Origin of the sequence: Candidatus Hydrogenedens sp. (genome assembly GCA_035378955.1) — a bacterium.
Classification (GTDB): Bacteria; Hydrogenedentota; Hydrogenedentia; order Hydrogenedentales; family Hydrogenedentaceae; genus Hydrogenedens.
In genome coordinates, this window is sequence record DAOSUS010000001.1 from 1 (window position 1) to 19,150 (window position 19,150).

General features: G+C 38.7%; 12 protein-coding genes. 5 read left to right on the forward strand and 7 right to left on the reverse strand.

Annotation, left to right across the window (positions count from 1 at the left end; genetic code table 11):
• Positions 1-230: 230 nt before the first annotated feature.
• Positions 231-2,975 (forward strand): PASTA domain-containing protein, encoded by a 2,745-nt coding sequence (locus tag PLA12_00005; GenBank protein ID HOQ30871.1) that lies wholly within the window; start codon positions 231-233, stop codon positions 2,973-2,975.
• A gap of 87 nt (positions 2,976-3,062) precedes the next feature.
• On the opposite strand, the gene PLA12_00010 is transcribed toward PLA12_00005, so the two are convergent.
• From PLA12_00010 to PLA12_00025, 4 genes are all read right to left on the reverse strand, one after another.
• Positions 3,063-3,200, reverse strand: coding sequence for a hypothetical protein (locus PLA12_00010; protein HOQ30872.1), 138 nt, complete (start codon positions 3,198-3,200; stop codon positions 3,063-3,065).
• Positions 3,201-3,692: 492 nt separating this feature from the next.
• Complete coding sequence (locus PLA12_00015) at positions 3,693-4,520, reverse strand: metallophosphoesterase (GenBank protein HOQ30873.1); 828 nt, start codon at positions 4,518-4,520, stop codon at positions 3,693-3,695.
• Positions 4,521-4,537: 17 nt separating this feature from the next.
• Positions 4,538-6,832, reverse strand: a complete 2,295-nt coding sequence (locus tag PLA12_00020; GenBank protein HOQ30874.1) for a hypothetical protein — start codon at positions 6,830-6,832, stop codon at positions 4,538-4,540.
• A 3-nt stretch (positions 6,833-6,835) separates the two neighbouring features.
• On the reverse strand, positions 6,836-7,945 hold the full coding sequence (locus PLA12_00025; GenBank protein ID HOQ30875.1) for an exo-alpha-sialidase: 1,110 nt from the start codon (positions 7,943-7,945) through the stop codon (positions 6,836-6,838).
• Between the two features lie 272 nt (positions 7,946-8,217).
• On the opposite strand from PLA12_00025, the gene PLA12_00030 reads away from it, so the two are divergent.
• A complete protein-coding gene (locus PLA12_00030) occupies positions 8,218-12,033 on the forward strand; it encodes a hypothetical protein (protein ID HOQ30876.1) in 3,816 nt (1,271 codons plus the stop codon).
• 33 nt (positions 12,034-12,066) lie between these two features.
• Positions 12,067-13,035 carry an RluA family pseudouridine synthase gene (locus PLA12_00035; GenBank protein ID HOQ30877.1) on the forward strand — a complete coding sequence of 323 codons (969 nt, stop codon included), beginning with the start codon at positions 12,067-12,069 and terminating at the stop codon, positions 13,033-13,035.
• A gap of 62 nt (positions 13,036-13,097) precedes the next feature.
• Here the strand turns inward: PLA12_00035 and PLA12_00040 are convergent, their stop codons facing one another.
• Entirely contained in the window at positions 13,098-15,179 is a 2,082-nt protein-coding gene (locus PLA12_00040) for a DUF2961 domain-containing protein (protein ID HOQ30878.1), read from the reverse strand.
• A gap of 81 nt (positions 15,180-15,260) precedes the next feature.
• The gene (locus PLA12_00045; protein ID HOQ30879.1) at positions 15,261-15,524 is read right to left on the reverse strand and encodes a hypothetical protein; all 264 of its coding nucleotides are present in this window, start codon (positions 15,522-15,524) and stop codon (positions 15,261-15,263) included.
• A 398-nt stretch (positions 15,525-15,922) separates the two neighbouring features.
• Between PLA12_00045 and PLA12_00050 the strand changes: the two genes are divergently transcribed.
• Both PLA12_00050 and PLA12_00055 read left to right on the forward strand, forming a co-directional pair.
• Positions 15,923-17,614, forward strand: a complete 1,692-nt coding sequence (locus PLA12_00050; GenBank protein ID HOQ30880.1) for a DEAD/DEAH box helicase — start codon at positions 15,923-15,925, stop codon at positions 17,612-17,614.
• A 77-nt stretch (positions 17,615-17,691) separates the two neighbouring features.
• Positions 17,692-18,114: a PH domain-containing protein gene (locus tag PLA12_00055; GenBank protein ID HOQ30881.1), complete on the forward strand. Its 423-nt coding sequence runs from the start codon at positions 17,692-17,694 to the stop codon at positions 18,112-18,114.
• A gap of 26 nt (positions 18,115-18,140) precedes the next feature.
• Here the strand turns inward: PLA12_00055 and PLA12_00060 are convergent, their stop codons facing one another.
• Positions 18,141-19,148: an ABC transporter ATP-binding protein gene (locus tag PLA12_00060; GenBank protein HOQ30882.1), complete on the reverse strand. Its 1,008-nt coding sequence runs from the start codon at positions 19,146-19,148 to the stop codon at positions 18,141-18,143.
• Between the last annotated feature and the right edge of the window lie 2 nt (positions 19,149-19,150).

Sequence of the window (19,150 nt, forward strand, 5' to 3'; positions counted from 1 at the left end):
CTTATCCGTGTAATAGCTTTTATATTATTAATGAAAAAATAAATTATAAAAAAAGCATATTATTATAATAAATCATAGATTAATAAATATATGTTATTTAACAATAAGAAAAAGATAGTATGATATATAATAAATAAGAATGAAATTCCAATAGATTAATAAGTTGAATTTATTGGAAAACTATGGGTAAATTTATTTTATAAAGCAAAGTAAGACAAGGAGAGTAAAAAATGAAATTAGTTCTATGGAACAAATTACAAATCAAGCCAGTGATATTTTTTATTATTTACTCGATTTTATTTTCCTTCTTGACCTTATGCAATGCAGGTTATGCCACTGTAATTCCAATAGCAAGTATTGAAGAGTTACAAAAAATCGGGACAGATTATCCTTTAGATGGTGAATACGAATTATCTCAGGACATTGATGCTTCTGATACAGTAAATTGGAATGATGGAGCAGGTTTTCAACCGATAGGTAATGGGTTAAATCCTTTTATAGGAAAATTTAATGGAAATGGTCATAAAATAAGTTATCTTTACATGAATTTTCCAGATTGTAGCAATGTGGGATTATTTGGCTATACTGGAACGGGGAGTGAAGTTTCCAATGTAATAATCGATAGTTCTTGGACAGTAGGTCTGGATTATGTGGGTGCCCTTGTTGGTAGAAATTTAGATGGCACAATTAGAAACAGTGGTGGAAAGTGGGGAGTGGTATACGGGAGATACAATGTTGGTGGAATTGTAGGTATGAATAATAGGACTTTAACGCTCTGTTACTCTATAAATTCTGTAGTAGGAGAAAATTCCGTTGGAAATTTGTCAGGATATAACAGTGGTTCTATAAGTTATTGCTATGCAGTAGGGAAAGTTTCAGGATTATATAATACAGGTGGCCTTATAGGAGAAAATTATGGACTTGTTGATAACTGTTATTCCAGAAGTATAGTCGTAGGTTTAAGATATCATATTGGAGGTTTAATTGGCGGTACCGGCGGTCCTACTTCTTCTATAACGAATTGCTATTCAACAGGTGCCGTATCGGGGTTAAATTTTGTTGGAGGGTTGATAGGGTCTAATTTTAACGGTACTACTCCAGTCACCAACAGTTACTGGGACAAGGAGTTTTCCGGTATAAATACTTCTGACGGTGGTGAAGGAAGAACAACATTGGAAATGAAACGAAAACTAACTTATACAGATTGGAACTTTAATTCCATATGGGCAATCGTAGAGGAAATAGAATATCCCTATTTAATAGCACTGGGACCCCCAGACATAACTTTACCCCCAGAGATAAATATTACCTCATTAGATGAATTAAATAAAATTGGTAGAGATACAGAATATCCGTGGAACGGTATTTATCACTTAACAAAAGATATAGACGCTTCTGACACTGCTTATTGGGATGGTGGAAAAGGTTTTACTCCGATAAAAGTATTCTTTGGTGAATTTCATGGACATGGTCATTCCATTCAAAATCTATATATCAATCGTTCGGAAGAAAAACATGTGGGGTTATTCGGTTTAGCGGGACCTACGGCTGTTTTTAAGGACATTGGGTTAGAGAATATCTCAGTTTTTGGAGCATATAAAGTGGGGGCTTTAGTCGGTGAAATGTTGGGTAAAGGTTGGGGTGAAGTAAACAATTGTTATGTTACGGGTTCCATCGAGGGAATAAACTATATAGGTGGGTCTATAGGCTATAAAAAGGGGGGTGTTTTAATCAATAATTATTCCTATTGTTCCATATCGGGGGAAAATTATATAGGCGGTCTAATTGGATACAACGAAGAAGGGTTAATTCATAAAAGTTATTTCAACGGTTCTATTTCAGCTACTAACTGGTATTGCGGTGGAATTGTGGGGTATCTTTCCTATGGAGAGACTGCTAACTGTTTTGCTATGGGCTATATAGAAGGACTGGAAAAGGTCGGGGGAATTGCAGGAAAAAATTATTATGGTACCGTAAATAATAGTTATTCCATTGCTCATATAACGGGCTCCTCAAATGTAGGAGGAATTATTGGATACAATGATTCAGGAATCGTAGCAAATTGTTTTTGGGATGTTGATGTATCAGGACAAAACTGGTCTGATGGAGGAGTTGGTAAATCAACCACCGAGATGAACCAGCAAAATACTTATATAGGTTGGGATTTCTTGGATACATGGAGTATTGTTAATGAATGCAGTTATCCATGGTTAAACAATATATTGAATCCATATTTAACTATAACACCAAACATTATAGGAATGTCTCAATCCGAAGCAGAATCATTAATCAAAGATTTTGGTCTAATAATTGGTATAGTGAGTGAAGAATGTAACGATAGTATCCCTCAAGGCACAGTAATCCGTCAGTTACCGGAGGAAAATACACAAAGTTTACCATGTAGTGTTATTGACTTTGTTGTATCAAGTGGACCCTGTTTTGTAGAGGTACCAAATATTATAGGGCTCACTCAAAGTGAAGCGGAGAATATAATAACAGCAGCAGGTCTATCCTTAGGAACCGTAAGTGAGCAATGCAGTGAGATAGAAGCAGGAAAGGTAATCGGCCAAACACCTGAAGGTGGAACACAACTTTCGTTAGGTAGTTCTGTAAACCTAATAGTATCAACTGGACCCTGTTCAGATGGAGAAGGCATACGGGAAGGTATTTGGGAGGGAGAAGGATTTATAGAAGGGGCAACCGAAGGAAGTTTCGAAGGAGAAGGCACTTTAGAGGGGAACTTAGAAGGAATGGTAGAAGGTACAATTGAAGGGGAAGGAACTCTCGAAGGCGAAGGAATAAGTGAAGGGGAAGTAGAAGGCGAATATTATCCTCCACATGATGCCGACCCGAATGGAGATTGGGAAATCAGTCTTTCCGAACTGCTCCGGATAATCCAATTCTTCAATATGGGAGGCTATTACCCATGCCCAGGTCAAACCGAAGACAACTACTGCCCAGGAAAATTAAAGTAGTAAATATTAAATACATTAAAATTGTTTTAATACAAATAAAAAACGAAATATAAATACCAATAAATAGGATTTTAGACTGGATTTAAATTAATTAAAATTATAATCACAAACACCCCAAATACACATGAATAAAAAATCATCATGTATTATTTTATTCAAAAAAGATTCTAAAACACCTCCACTTCCGGTATTTAATCCATCATACAATTCGTTCATTTGTGTCATGCAAATCCTGTTTAATTATTTTTAGGTATTGGCTATTATCAAGCGCCTTTTTTCCTCCGTGGCCCTTGTGTTAATTTTCTTTATGTCCTCTGTGGTTCATTCTTTCAACATATAGGAAACCGAATAAAAAAATTCCTCTCTTATACCTTCATTCGTAGCCAATAAATCTTTTGTGAACTTGTTAAAATATGTTTTCACAGAAGCTAGGAAGTTTCTACTACGAGTTTTATATACCCCTTCTGTAGCTGAAGTGTTCCCACTTCTGGCATTTTTACAACCACGAACGAAAACAAATATAAAATATTTCTTTATCATTCACGCATTCTTGGCATATAAATCCTGTGATATTCTTTAACACATAGAGTACAGAGACTTTACACAAAGTTCACAATGTAGCATTTATCTCATTTTGTTATACACATTTTCTTATTTATAACCGATTTATGTTTGTCTGTTTGTTATAAATATTTTCTTTATGTAGAAAGGGAGGGGTTAGTAAAGGGTTTTTATTTGTATATCGAACTGGTTATTCTTTATGGTTATTTCAGAAAAACCCCCGTTTCTTTGTTGCGAATAAAATAGCGGTGGGGAAGATAAATAGGTAACAAGTGGCTGAGCGTCATCTTTATTCAAACTGTAATGATGAACATGTCCTGCGATGTAGAGTATGGGCACTTTCGTTTTAACAAGTATTTCACGAAGCAGGTCGGAATTTTTTAATCTATGGGAATAGGAAGAATAATACTCTGGCGTATGGTGTAAAACAGGGTAATGGGCACAAACAATGGCTGGTCTTTCAAGGGATACAATAATTTTTTCTAGTCGTTGTAATTGCTCTCTGTCTATTATTCCACGCGCAGAAAGGATATTGGGTCGAACCGTATGAATAAGGATTAACGGTGTCCCATCGGGCAAATGTACAACAGCAGGATAGGTTTTAGGTGGGGAATATTCTGAAAATAAAGTTTCGTATCTTTTATTTCGGACGGCTTCAAAGGTATAGTAATCATGGTTCCCGGGGATAATATAAACCGATAAGTTTTTTTTACGAATACTATCTATGAAGTTTTTAGCGAGAAGAAACTCTTCTTCAAGAGCAGTTACCGTTAAATCTCCGGTCACAATAACCACAACATTTTTGTATTGGCTCAAGAAGTTTAGGAATCGTTCTGCCCCACTAAAATCAAATCTTTTTTTACGATTCAGTTCCCAATTCAAACACCCCAATATCCGCTTATTAAATAACTTCAAAATATTCCCAGGAAATTGAAAAAAATGCAAGTCTGTAATATGAATTATTTTCAAATTATTATCATCCATTGGTGTAAAATCTCAACCTAATTTAGTAGTGCTACAAGGTCATTTAAATCTTTGACTTGTTTTTGAATGGTTATAGGAGCAAGGAAAGAAACATTGGGATTTACATGAAAAACAGAGCAGTTTCGTTCAGGGCTAATCCACCATAGAGCATTTTGAATATCGCCAATGCTTCGAATACATGGAATATAAAAATATTGTTCCCAAATACTGTCATCATTCAGGTCAAGCTCGTTCATATCCGCAAAGATAGGGTCTGCTTTATCGCAAATAGCCCCAGCAAATAATGACAAAACACCGGCATTGCCCATACCAATCAATGCAATCGGTGTTTGCAAATCTCTGCGGGAACTCAACCAAACCAGCGATGTAATAATATCCTGCACCTGTTCCGAAGAACGAGTATTTAAGAAAGTGTCCAGATAATTCGAGGTTTCTTTTCGCTTAACTTTTTCCCGTGGCGATTGATGTTCCCCTGTTAGAAATAGGTCTATCAAGGCAATTGCATACCCCTTTTGCATAAGATTTTGAAGTGCCGTCTGAAGCGAACCATCCGGGTTTATAAAATATCCTTTTCCTTCATGATGCACGAATAGCACAACCTTCTGTGTCTCCGCTTTATTAGACCTGTAAAGTAACAAAGGTATCTGGTCATGAATTTTTGCCCGCGATATTATCCATCGCTCTAATACAAATGTTGATTCCCTGCTTACAGAGGCACAGTTCCCAAAAGTATCGTTTACCGCAGGCACTTCTGCCCCGGTTACAATAGCAAGGGAATGTTTATCTTTTTCTCGAAACTCTTTTACCTGTTCCGCTTTTATTGAAACATACTTATCCCGCAACAATTTTTTCTCTGAAACAAATTTATTTAATATATTCTCATAGCCTGTTTGCTTCCATTCTTCAATTTTTTCATCCGTAAAAACACGAAGCGATTGTTTTGGGGGCACCTCAAAATCGGCTTCCGAGAATTGTTCCCAGTTTTGCTGTGGGAAGAATTGTTTCCCAAAAAACCGATACACCGCTTCACGACTATTCTTATTATAGTTATGTGCTGCGTTGAACTGCTGGTACTCCAAATTCATTTCTTTACCATACAATTCATAGATACTGCGTATAGCAGGGTATTCAACCCGTGGAGTTGCCCAAGTCCAATCACCTGTAGCACATACAAGTATCATGGGTCTCGGCGCCATCAATGACCCAATTTCCATATTTGACGCATTCCTACGAATTAATGGGGCATTTTCACAAATACAACCTCCCTGCATGGAACAGGAAATCATGTTAACGGGTGCTGCAACCTTAACTCGTGGGTCTACAGAAAACAGCAAGAATGTTTGTGTTCCTCCACCAGATGCGCCTGTGCATGCAATTTGTTCAGGGTCAACATCCGGCAGTGTTTGCAGAAAATCCAACGACCGAATACTATTCCATAACTGCACCGCACATGGATGAATACCCCATAATTTCAGCAAATTAGTACCCCAATTATGAGGAAGTTGTTGGGAATCGTTATAACCCACCATATCATAACTAAAAACAACAAAGCCCATACGAGCCAAAGTAATACATCGCCCCGGCACAGAACCGATATCACTATTTTCCAATCGTCCTTCTTTCCAATGTCCATGAGGACACAAAACACCCGGATGTTTACCCGCTTTTACAGGACGATATAAGTTACCTGTAACATAGAACCCGGGCAACGACTCGAAATATACCTTTTCCACAGTAAATCCCTCTCCCTGAAACTTATCCAATACATTTGCGTTCAACGCACACTTTTCACGCTCAGGAAAAATACCACATGCAATAGATATGGTCCTACGAAGCTGTTCTGCAAACGATTCCCAGTTCTGCAAACTTTCAAAATGGGGCATGGTAAAGACTGTGTTTGTGTTGCGTATCATCTCCACACGAGCATCCAATACTCGTTCTGGCTCCTGTAAAACCCGTGCATATTTACACCACGCCTCCGGATTATAATCTGTCTGATTGGATAGAACTATAGAAAAAATATTTATATCCCCCTCAACCTGTATATTTCGTCCACTTTTTAAGGCTATTGATTTTAAGTTTAACCAGATATGGTCTGTGGCGTCTTTTTTGTCCTTTTCCTTCTCAGGTGCAGAATAGGGTAACTTTTGTCTATCTATACTAATTTCTCCCGATTTACCTTTTTCTACCCAGACCCAAACCGTATAATTTCCATCCTCTGGAACTTTTATTTCGCCCCATTCATAGGCATTGACCCATAGAATTGCATGGAATAGGATAAAATGTATAGAAAACAAAGTTGTAGTAAGCATAAATTATTCCTTGTCTTTACCTTTTTCATTCCAGTTAATAAGTTGCTCTTCTGCAAAAATAGCCAGATTAATCTGTGTCCGTTCATGCGAGGTAAATATCAAGGCAATTCTACCATCTTTCAATTGTATGGCATACGGGTAAGCATACGAATCTTTTCCCCGAACAAGGTCTCTCTTAATCTTCCATGTTTTCCCTTCATCCATTGAAATGGCTACGGATAAAGGATTTCTGTCCCCAGGATTGTCATTAAAAAACAATAAAAGATGCCCATTTTTTAATTTAATAAGGTCAACAGCGGCGTTCGGATTAACAAACTCCGTATCTACTCCGTCTGTCCATGTTTTTCCACCATCAAACGACTCTGTCTTCACAATAAAACCATCCGGAATAGGGTCATACCCTCCCCCACGACGACAATACGCTAAAAGATGTGTATCACTCAACGCAACAACAGAGGGCTGCAAATTCCCTATACGCGAGCGGACATGATTGCTCTGCGTCCATGTGCGTGTTTTTAAATCATGAATAAAAAATACAGAACTGGTTTCGGGTGCGGTAAATTCCGGGTTTTCCCCTTTCTCATGATAGGCAGGCAGAATAAACTTATTGTCGCTTAATAATAAGGGTTGAGAACGCACCATCATACCAGGGTCAAATGCAAGCACAGCAGAATCAGACCATGTATTAGCGCCATCTCTTGAAATTTTATAATGTATCCGCGAAGTGCACCATGTTTCTCCATATCGAACTACATAAAACAACCAGACAATGCCATTCGGTCCCTGCCAGACCACAGGATTCCCTTCACCAAGCCAGGGAATATCTGCAATAACTACTGGCGGTTGCCATTGGTCAGAATCTTTCGGCTTCCTTGACCCAAACACTTTTGTATCATCTTCATACTCACCACTACCGCAATAATACGCTAAATATAAATCACCATTATCCAATTCTGTGATAGATGCCGGATGTTTATACTTTCCTCCCGGTGTCTCTGTCCCAAATACCTTTTGAATAGATATTTCAGGATTTACACACACCACTTTCGGAAAAGAATAAGCAAACTGCCCCATAAGTAACATTGGAAGCAAAACAAAACTGCAATATCTCATTATATAGCTCCTTAACTATGTAGAAATATTTTTTTAATAATTCTATACGGATATAGGATAAAAGTCAAAAAGAGAAGTCCCTCGTTTTTTATTGGACAAATCCTACATCCATTGGACTTGTTAGAATTTTTTAATAGAACCGATAAATAATAATACCTATAGCACTTATCTTTTGTATAATGTAAACAACAGAAATTCAGTGAACCAAAAGGAGTATTTTTTACATTTAATAAATATAACTATTTAAAGGAAAAACTCAGGGAAATAACGATATGTTTGTTAAAAAATTTGTTCCATACAACAATATCCTTCTACTATTACCTATTGCAGTAATCACGGCAATCCTATTATCAGGGTTTATGTCCGAAAAAGTTTATGCAGGAAATATCGGACAATCCCCTATTAATATGATTAAATTACTCGATTACACCATCCAGACGCAGCAGAGCTTTGATATAAACAATCTGCACATATCATCACCTATGAATGGGAAAACGGTGAAAGTCTTAGCAAATAGTTACAACCTGTCTCGCTTAAATATCTACATACCTGTTCTTGCCAATTATCCCGAAACTACAACGGACACAATTACCTTTGTTGCCTGTAATGAAAGCGACATTTGTTTTAACAACGAACAGTGGATAGGTAATGTATTTTCCGACACAATCCTTATTCCAGGTCAAACCCACATTAATCTTCGACCATATATAAGCGGTTCCGTTTCTTCTCAAAACCTATCCATTTACGGACTTATAAACGCCAAGAATAAACAGACAGAACCTTATATTGTTTTTTCTTATACCTATACTAATAATCCATCTGAAACTATACAGGTTCAACTCGAAGAAGTATCTTCCTCTGTGGATACAGACAGCAATGGATTGCCCGATAATATGAATAGCGTTCTATTATCGGGTGAATTTTGGGCAGCAAACCAATGGGTAAATAGTGCATTGCGGAATGTATACATTCAAAACATAGATGTTACGGGGGATACAACAAAAGTTGTCCCATTAAGCTCCGTCGAAATAGAAGTTCCCACACTTGGAAAATTAAAAGAGACAGGAATTTTACCCGCACAAACAGAATTTGCCTGTCTAATGACAATTCTCTCCGATGATATTTCCGCACAGATAGATACAGTTACACAGAACCCCGTTGAGAAAGACCTGTCTTCATGGATGGAAGAGGCAATGAGCAAAGCACCGGGAAATGCCAATCAGGAAATAGGTTTTATAGGCATTTACCTGCTTTATAAAGATGAACAGGGTCATAATCACATTTTATCCCTGCCAGAATCTTCTTCTATAAAAGTGAATATACAGGGACTGTCAAAACCCGATTGGGTGAAAATAAAGCCATTTTCATTCCCATCAACAGTAACAGAAAATGATTTAACTAACGACCCAGAAAAAGAGAGTAAATGGACAGAAATCCTATCTACGACAAATACACAAGGAATAACCTTTAATATTCAGGAAAGTGGAATTATTGCACTTTACAATTTAGGACTTAATATAACCAGCGTTACTCCAAATCAAATCCCACAAGGTATAGAAACACCTTTAACATTGCAGGGAATAATCCCTGTTAATACCGCGAAAAGTATAACCCAGGCATCTGAGTTATATGAAATTCGAATAGATGGGAAAGTTGCTTCTTTTCGTGATGGCTCCTCAAACAATTCCAACATGGCTATTACTGCTTACAATGGTTCCCATGAAAACCGAATGTTCGTAACGGCTCCAGCAATCTCCACAACGGGCAATGTAGACCTTGAAATTATAGATAAGACCGTTAATGGACTGTCCTTCCTTTTCCCCGACGCAATTTCTGTGTTAGGTGTATTTCATATAACTGCGGAAATTGAACGGGGACCCAATGCACAATCGCAAGAAGCAGCGATTGTCATAAACCCTGTTAAAAATCCTTCCCTTCCCGAAGATGGAATGTTTTTCGATGGGGATATGGTAACTTTATCTGTTCAAAATATTGATGAGCAAGACCAGTTCGATGGATGGTATTCTGAGGATGGAACCCTATTCTCCCGTTTAACCGAACTTATTATCCGTGTTAAAGAAAATTTAAACTTAAAAGCACGAATCCTTCGGCGACAATATACTTTAAGTATTACCATAGACCCACCCGATACAGGAACCGTCATATTAAATCCTCCGGGAGAAACCTTTGCACCGGGAACAGAGGTAGAACTCACTGCAGAGCCAGCACCGGGATTTCAATTTAAAAATTGGCTTCTTCCAAAGAATAAAACATCTACGGTTAACCCACTGAAATTTACCCTGGATGAGAATTCCTCCATAACCGCAGTATTTGAAACGGGACCGCCAGAATTTTCAGGCATCGCCCGCCTCGCCAATGGTAATTTTGAGACGGACGATATCGGTAAAGAACGATTGGTCGTTTGGGCTTTCGGTGGTTTGGTATGGCGGATAAATGGATACAATTTAGAAAAAGACACAACTTTACAACTCGTAGATGCTAAAACAGGGAACGACATTGGCTCTCCCTTTACAGGTATTAACATAGCAGAAGATGGAACCTATCTCGATTTTATTATTCCACCTTATCCCCTTTATTCAGACACCATGCCTTCTTATGTCGATGTTGATATTAAAACGGGAACATATACAGTTCCTGCGTTTCGCTATTATCATTACTTAAAAGACAATTTTAATATTTATACCACAGCATTTGTAACGGACTTATCCAAAGCAGAAAGTATTTCTATTTTTATTGATGGTGCAGCCCAAGGTTCCATTCAATTCCCTATAACAGGCGAAAGCGGGAATAAAACCTATGGTCTGGTGCGTGTTATACAAATTTTGAACAATCCAACTCCTTCCGCAGCAGCAAGCCTTTTAGGGAACACACTCATTCATGGCGGAAACTACGGCTCACCTATAGAAGGCACTTATGAAGTGGCATACTACCTTTATCAGGAGGATACATCTACAGACACAGACCCGCAGGAAGTGGGAACTGTCGTTTATTCTTCAGCAAAAGATGCACAGAAAAAACCTCTATTCACCCAGCCTGTTTCTCCCTATAACCTCGATGGGACAGCGAATAATGTACCGACTATAAAAATTACCCTGCCTACAAATGGTCTCGATTACAATTATTTCCGTGGAGGAATAACTGTTTTCGGACAATCTTCAGAGTATAACTACATAAGCAATCAGGTTGTCCCTAAACAGCGAACGGCTTATCAATCACAAATATTAGCCACAGATATAGACCCTGCTATGACAGAAAACAGTATAGGCTCTACTAAAAAAATAACAATTCGTGCTTATTCGCTTAATGGATTTGGGATACGAACACAATCATTGCTCCCCTTCGATGTGTCAAGCCTTGTCAGAATACCAACGGACAATGGTGTTATGCTTGTAAAAACGGCAGGCAATGAAGATGTCGTTATTACATCTCCCCGAGGAGGTCTCGCGTATGTTGACCGTATCGAATTACTCAATTTAGATGCAGGAATTGATGAAGTAGTAAGACCTAAAAGTATTGCTGGACAGACCGAAGGTCTCCTGAGTTTCAAGACACCCAAGGTTGAAAAGACAGGGACTGTAGATATTCTCATATATTTGAGTAGTCAACCTACGGTGCCCGCAGTTATATTAGATAATACCCTGATGTATTATAGAAACCCTGTAGTTCTGGACAACTGGGTCCTAATTCCTGTAGGGATGCTACTCACGACTTTAGGCTTTGTTGCCGGAGGAAATAGCGGGGGTGGAGGACCCTGTTTTATCGCTACGGCTGCTTATGGCACACCTATGGCAGAAGAAATTGATATTCTCAGGCAATTCCGCGACCAATATCTATTAACAAATGCCATAGGAACTGCTTTTGTTGACCTATACTATAACATGAGTCCACCATTAGCAAATTGGATTGCTCATCATCCATTATTCGCCTTTCTTACCCGTTGCCTTCTCACGCCGATTGTCTGGATGAGTAAACTGGCAATTTATTACCCGATGGTATTTCACCTGCTATTTTTCATTTCAGGAACAGGTGCCATTCTTTATTACAGAAAGAAAAAACAAAGAACCTAATAACCATCTTTTCGTTATAAAAACGAAGGTAGAATGAAAGATATACGCCAATTTACTGTTTCAGAGGAAATTCCTTCCCTTCGATTAGACCTTTTTTTATCAGACCAGTTAGAAGGTATCTCGCGAACTCGAATACAAACCCTGATAAAAGAGGGCGGCGTTCTTATTAATGGCAAACAGATAAAAAAGCCCTCTACCTTGATAACCGCAGGTGATACTATTGAAATAACACTTGCAGAGGTAGAAGAAAATACAGAACTGATTCCTGAAAACATACCGATAGAAATCCTTTATGAAGATAAAGATGTAATTGTTGTGAATAAACCAGCGGGTCTCGTGGTTCATTCGGCACCCGGGCATACTCATGGCACTCTGGTAAATGCCTTGTTATATAATTGTAAAGATTATGTAATATCAGGTGACCCTAAACGACCGGGTATTGTTCATCGTCTTGATATGAACACCTCCGGTGTCCTTGTAGTAGCGAAAAATCCAGAAAGTTATCATCACTTGCGGAAACAGGTTGAAGACAGGGCGTTCTCACGAAAATATTTTGCTCTGGTGAAGGGTATTCCCAAAACAGAACAGGGGATAATAGATGCCGGAATTGGACGCAGTTTTGCAGACCCGAAACGGATGTCTATCACAGGAATTAATGCACGAGAAGCAGTTACCCATTTTTATCTACGAGAAAAATTTTCATCTGTAAGTTTCCTGGAACTAAAACTCAACACAGGTAGAACTCATCAAATACGCGTTCACCTACGATTTATCGGGAACCCCATCCTTGGGGACCCTGTTTATGGTTTCACGGATTATTCTACATTAGGTTTCCCCAAGAATATTATTCTTGCCCTTCAAAAACTACCTGGTCAGGCATTGCATGCAGGACTGCTTGGATTTATTCACCCTACAACCAATAAGTATATAGAATTTACGGCACCTTTACCCGAATATTTCCAAAATATCCTGAATGAATTGAGAAAAATCAATTCACCCTGATGACACTTATCAAATACACCTCACCTGTACCGATTGTTTGACCTTCTAAACTCATAGATTTTTTACTTTACGGGCTGAAGCCAGATAAAATCAATCCCGATGTGTTTCGGTTTATTATCGGAATATTTCAAAGTCAAAGTATGCTCACCAACAGATATTTGCTGCTTACCGAAATTAAATTCACGCGATAATAAATGATGTTCATCATACAGATTTACAGGTTGTGGTGTGATTAATTTATCATCCCATAAAACCTGGACACTACCAGATTGCGGGGATAAGGCACATACCAGCCGAACATCATAATCCCCTTCTTCAGGAACATGGATTTTAAAACTCAAAATATCCCCTGCTTGCTTCGGCTTCCATAAACATAAACCTCTACCTGCCCACATATAAGACGACATTAGTTCTGTCCCATCTGCAGATACAAGGCAATCCTCCGCTTGATAGTAAAGTGCTTTATGAGCCGCTCCTTTAGGTGCAGGTAACCAACTCCAATCCTCTTGTGCCGTTAAAGGATTGTAAATGCGGTCCGGAATAGGAGCGTGGTCATCTGTCGTTTCAGGTCGGGCATAATAATAAGCAATGCGTGCATATCCTAAATTAAAAACCTCTTCATGAATTAGCAATTCCATTGAAAATGCCATATATTCATTAAAAGGAATTTTATCTAAGAAAAGCCAGCGAAAATTAGATACAAAACCGCGATTTCCCGGTCCATCATTGCGGGGTTGCCCACAATACGGATAGTAAAAAATATCCGTTGCAGACCAGGAGTAATTATAAAAATCCTCAGAACCTGTACCAAAGATAGAAGGAACCACATCTCGGTCAACAAAGATTTTCTCATCTCCCTCGCCCCACCAATTTCCACCAGAGGTCGGTATTGGAGATGGATTAAAAACATGACTGACAGCACCCACAAGACACCCTTTCCCCTTTGCATACAGGAAAGGTAAATCATGAGGACGGCTTACACGCACCCAGAGTGCATCACTCCCTTTCCATCGTGCACAAAAATACATAGAAAGTTGTGGATTCCATTCATACGGTTGCGACGATATTTCGCCCTCTACCGACAATGGATTCTGCGTTAGATTTCTTAATGTAATGTTCATTTCCTTCTGATAGGGCATTATAAAACGCGAAATGAACCATCCATCCGCAGTTATTTCCATGGGCAGAGAACGATAAGGATTTATCCCCGGTGCCGCAGAGAAAAAGTCCGCCAGAGGACTATCCACTAACGGCTCTTTAATACCATCGGCATATATTCGAAGTATTATTTCACGAAATGTCTGGGATGGGACAAAATCCTTTACTCGCAATTTCATATAGACCACGGCTCCCGGACCCGCTTTATTGCTCCAGATAGAACTTTCTTCACGGTAAGATAATTCACTTTGTATGGGTGTTCTTTCTAATTTCTCATCTGCAAGCATATCATCCGGGTTTTTTAAGGTATTGCAAACACGGATAATCTCCTTTTCTGATTTTTTCAAATCATCCGGAGAAAAAGTCTGGACAACAGTTCCACTCTCGTAAATACGAACCATGAGATGATAAAAATGAATATCCCTTTTCTTCCCTATCCATACAATTTTACAAGATTTTGCAAAAGGCATCGGACAATAAGCCGAATCTCGTTGATACAAACTGCCTTTCAACAATTCCTCTGTAATCCCTGTTCCATTAATAAAAGAATTATACGGGAATCTGAAAAAACTTTCTGCAGGTCCTTCATATATCGGCTTTTCTTCATCATCCAGATACATCCGAACATTACCTTTTATAGCCGCAGTCCAGAAACGAACAATAGCACCGGGACCCTTCACATCTGCAAGCAGATACTCCCCATCATTCCCATCCTTCTCCTCTTTTAATACCGAAAGGAAACCGGGAATAGGTTCGCTCCCAAAACCATCAGAATTGCTAAACCAATCCGCATGTAGTCGCTGAACACTCCGTCGGTCAAACGATGAAAACTGCACAAGTTTGTAATTCACTTCGGGAAACTCTGTTAATTGATACATATCTGTAAGTTCCTCAATAAGATGTCCCGTCGTAATCACAGAGTTCGCAAACGCCAAAATAGGACATACCAAAACTACCAAAATAAATATCCCCATTGTTCTTTTCATAACTTTTTTCCTTTCTTAATAACTATTAAAAATATATTAACAAAATCAGCATTTAAATCAAAATAGAACAAATAACTTATGCTACCGATTTATTCGTATCCATTCATGAGCGTAATAGGAATGGGAGATAATTACAACGCCCCTAATGTAGCACAGACATTCTTGTCTGTGTTTTCCTTCTGTCCTTGTTCTTACCCATAGCTGAAGCGTCCCCGATTCGGGTTTTTTGTGGGACTGATGGGACACATGGGACAGATGGTACGAATGGGACTTATGGGACATCGTAGGTATTAATGTAGCACAGACATACTTGTCTGTGTTTTCCTTCTGTATTCCTCCATTCACGGCATATAAATCCTGGAATTTCTGTTAACTTCTTTTTATCACAAACCTATAGAGGCGAAAAATCTTTCGCCTCTACTTCTGTGAAAACATATTTTAACAAGATTCATAAGGGATTTATATACTACGAATGAAGAACAAAAGAAGGGGTATGGGTGGAAAATTTCACTTTATAAAAATGTATCTACTATTTAGTCTCTGTTATCTATTTTTATTGATGATTATATAATTTACGAGAAATTTTAAGGGGATGTTTGACTTGTATAGTGTTCAAAAAAATAATCAAAAGGGTATTGTTAATAAGAAATGGTTTTTATCAAAGAACTCAATTGTATATTGATTCTAAACTGATATATTCTATTTACCTATAAAATTTTATAACAGGAAACAGTATTTTTATTATGCGAAAGAAAGTAGAGAAGCCATTAATAGTTCAGTCTGACCGAACGATTTTGTTAGAGGTTGAAAATCCGTTATATGAGGAGGCACGGGATGCTCTATCTGCATTTGCAGAATTGGTGAAATCACCTGAGCATTTTCATACATATCGGATTACACCCATCTCGCTATGGAATTCTGCGTCTGCAGGTTATACAGCAACACAAATCATTGACCTGCTTCACAAATATAGCCGATATGATGTCCCATCCAATCTAATTTATGAAATTACAGATACAGTTCGTCGTTATGGCAGATTGAAATTATACAAAAGCCCACAACAGGAATTAATTCTCGAATCCGATGATACCATGCTCCTTTCAGAGTTACTCTATAACAAAGCCTTGCAGGAGTTCGGGCTAACCAAATTAGATTCTCGTCGGGTTCGCGTAAATACCCAATTTCGTGGACATTTAAAAAGTGTACTGGTAAAATTAGGTTTTCCTGCAGAAGACCTTGCTGGGTATGTAGAAGGGGCTCCTTTAAAGTTTGACCTTCGCAAAAAACTCCCTTCGGGCAAGCCCTTTGTTTTGCGAAATTATCAGACGGATGCTATCTCTGCTTTTTATGCCGGTGGAACGAACCGCGGTGGAAGTGGTGTTATTGTACTTCCCTGCGGTGCCGGTAAAACGATTGTCGGTATCGGTGTTATGCATAAATTGCAAACACATACTCTTGTGTTAACAACGAATACTGTGGCACTACGACAATGGAAAACAGAACTATTAGAAAAAACAACCCTCACGGAGGACCAAATCGGCGAATATAGTGGTGAGTTGAAAGAAATCAAACCCGTCACACTGGCTACCTACCAGATTTTAACCCATCGCAAAACCAAAGATAGCCCGTTTCTTCATTTTCGTTTGTTTGAGGACGGAGCCTGGGGTTTGATTATCTACGATGAAGTCCATCTATTACCGGCGCCCGTATTCCGTGCCACTGCAGATTTGCAAGCCCGCCGTAGATTAGGACTTACCGCAACATTAGTCCGTGAGGATGGGCGGGAAGATGAGGTGTTCAGTCTTATCGGACCCAAAAAATGCGATATCCCATGGAAAGTATTAGAAAAGCAAGGTTGGATAGCCGAAGCCCTTTGCACCGAAGTGCGTGTACCAATGCTGGAAGAGGACCGTTACAGGTATGTTGTAGCATCAAAATCCGCTAAATTCCAGATTGCATCAAAAAATCCTATAAAGATAAGTATCTGCAAACAGATTTTAGACTACCACAAAGAGGATAATATCCTTATCATCGGTCAATATTTAGACCAACTTAAAGTTATACAAAAAAACTTCGGTGCGCCCATCATCACAGGACAGACACCCAATAAAAAACGAGAAGAACTATATCAAAAATTTCGCAAAGGAGAAATAAAACTTTTGATTGTCTCCAAAGTTGCCAATTTTGCCATTGACCTACCTGATGCCAATGTCGCCATTCAAGTATCTGGCACATTCGGCTCACGACAGGAAGAAGCACAGCGATTGGGCAGAATTCTCCGACCCAAACAATTCGGGAAACAAGCCCATTTCTATACTATCGTCACACGCGATACCTTGGACCAGGATTACGCCCTTAATCGTCAACTATTTCTCACCGAACAGGGTTATCAATACAAAATCATTCCTATGGAACAATTAAATTTTACTGAGTAAATTGAGATAATAAACTGTCGGATAATATAAAATAATTTTACAATGCATAAGTGAATATATAACAAAGGAGATTTAACATGTCTGAAGAAAAAATTGTCTGGTCAGGAACACCCTCGCAGATTGTGAATATCGGGGTATTCATTCTTTGTCTGCTCACTTGTTTTTTGATAGTCCCGATTTTCTATGCTCTCTGGAAATACATCGTGGTTAAATGCACAAAATATGTAATCACCACAGAACGGATTAAAATAACAACAAGTGTATTTTCTACCCAAACAGACTATCTGGAGTTATACCGTATCAATGATTTAACATTCGAACAGCCCTTCCTGCTAAGAATTTTTTCATTAGGCAACTTGAAACTAATCACATCAGATACCTCGACCCCCGAACTTACCCTACAAGCAATACCTGCATCTGAAGAACTACAAAATGAAATCCGCAAACATATCGAAACACAAAGAGATAAGAAACGAGCCCGTGTTATTGATTTCACCTAAAAATTGTGTAGATTTCTTTTGAATTATTATACAGGTTGAGGAACTTGGTCTTCGGGACTTTTTGCGAAAATCCAGCATGCAGAACGATGGGTATCAGATATATTTTGTAATGGAGGAGGCTCGTTTTTACATTGCTCTGTTGCATAAGGGCAACGCGGATGGAATGAACATCCGGGCGGTGGATTTACAGGGCTTGGCGGTTCGCCTCGTGCCAACAATTTTGGCAAAGAAGCAGAAGGGTCAGGTTTGGGAATAGCACTTAGCAATGCCTTCGTATAAGGGTGATTGGGGTTTTCAAATAAAGTTTCCGTTGGGGCTTCTTCAACAATTTTTCCTAAATACATTACCAATACTCTATCGGAAATATGACGAACAACCCCTAAATCATGAGAGATAATTAAATAGGTCAGATGTAATTTTTCCTGTAATTCCATCAATAGATTGAGTATTTGTGCCTGCACCGATACATCCAGAGCGGATACAGGTTCGTCTGCAACGAGAAATGAAGGATTAACGGCTAAAGCGCGTGCAATACCAATCCGTTGCCGTTGTCCTCCACTAAATTCATGGGGATAGCGATACATGGCATCTGTATTCAGTCCCACTAATTGGAGTAATTGTTCGATATGACTGGGAATTTCTTCTTTAGGAACAATTCGGTGGACATACAACACTTCGGACAGCATAGAATAAACTGTCATGCGCGGATTTAGCGAACTGTATGGGTCCTGGAAAATGATTTGTATTTTCCGTCGGATATTCCTTAATTCTTTTGACTTTAATTTTGTCAGGTCAACCCCATCGAAATAGATAGAGCCATCGGTAGGCTCAATCAGTCGCAGTATAAGCCGCGCTACTGTAGTTTTTCCGCTTCCACTTTCACCAACGAGACTAACCGTTTCCCCTGGATAAACATTGAAAGAAACATGGTCTACGGCACGGACATAATTCCGTGCTTTGGCAAACAATCCACCACCGACCGGATAATATTTTGTTAGATTATCCACTTTCAAGTAAGGTATACGGTTATTCATTT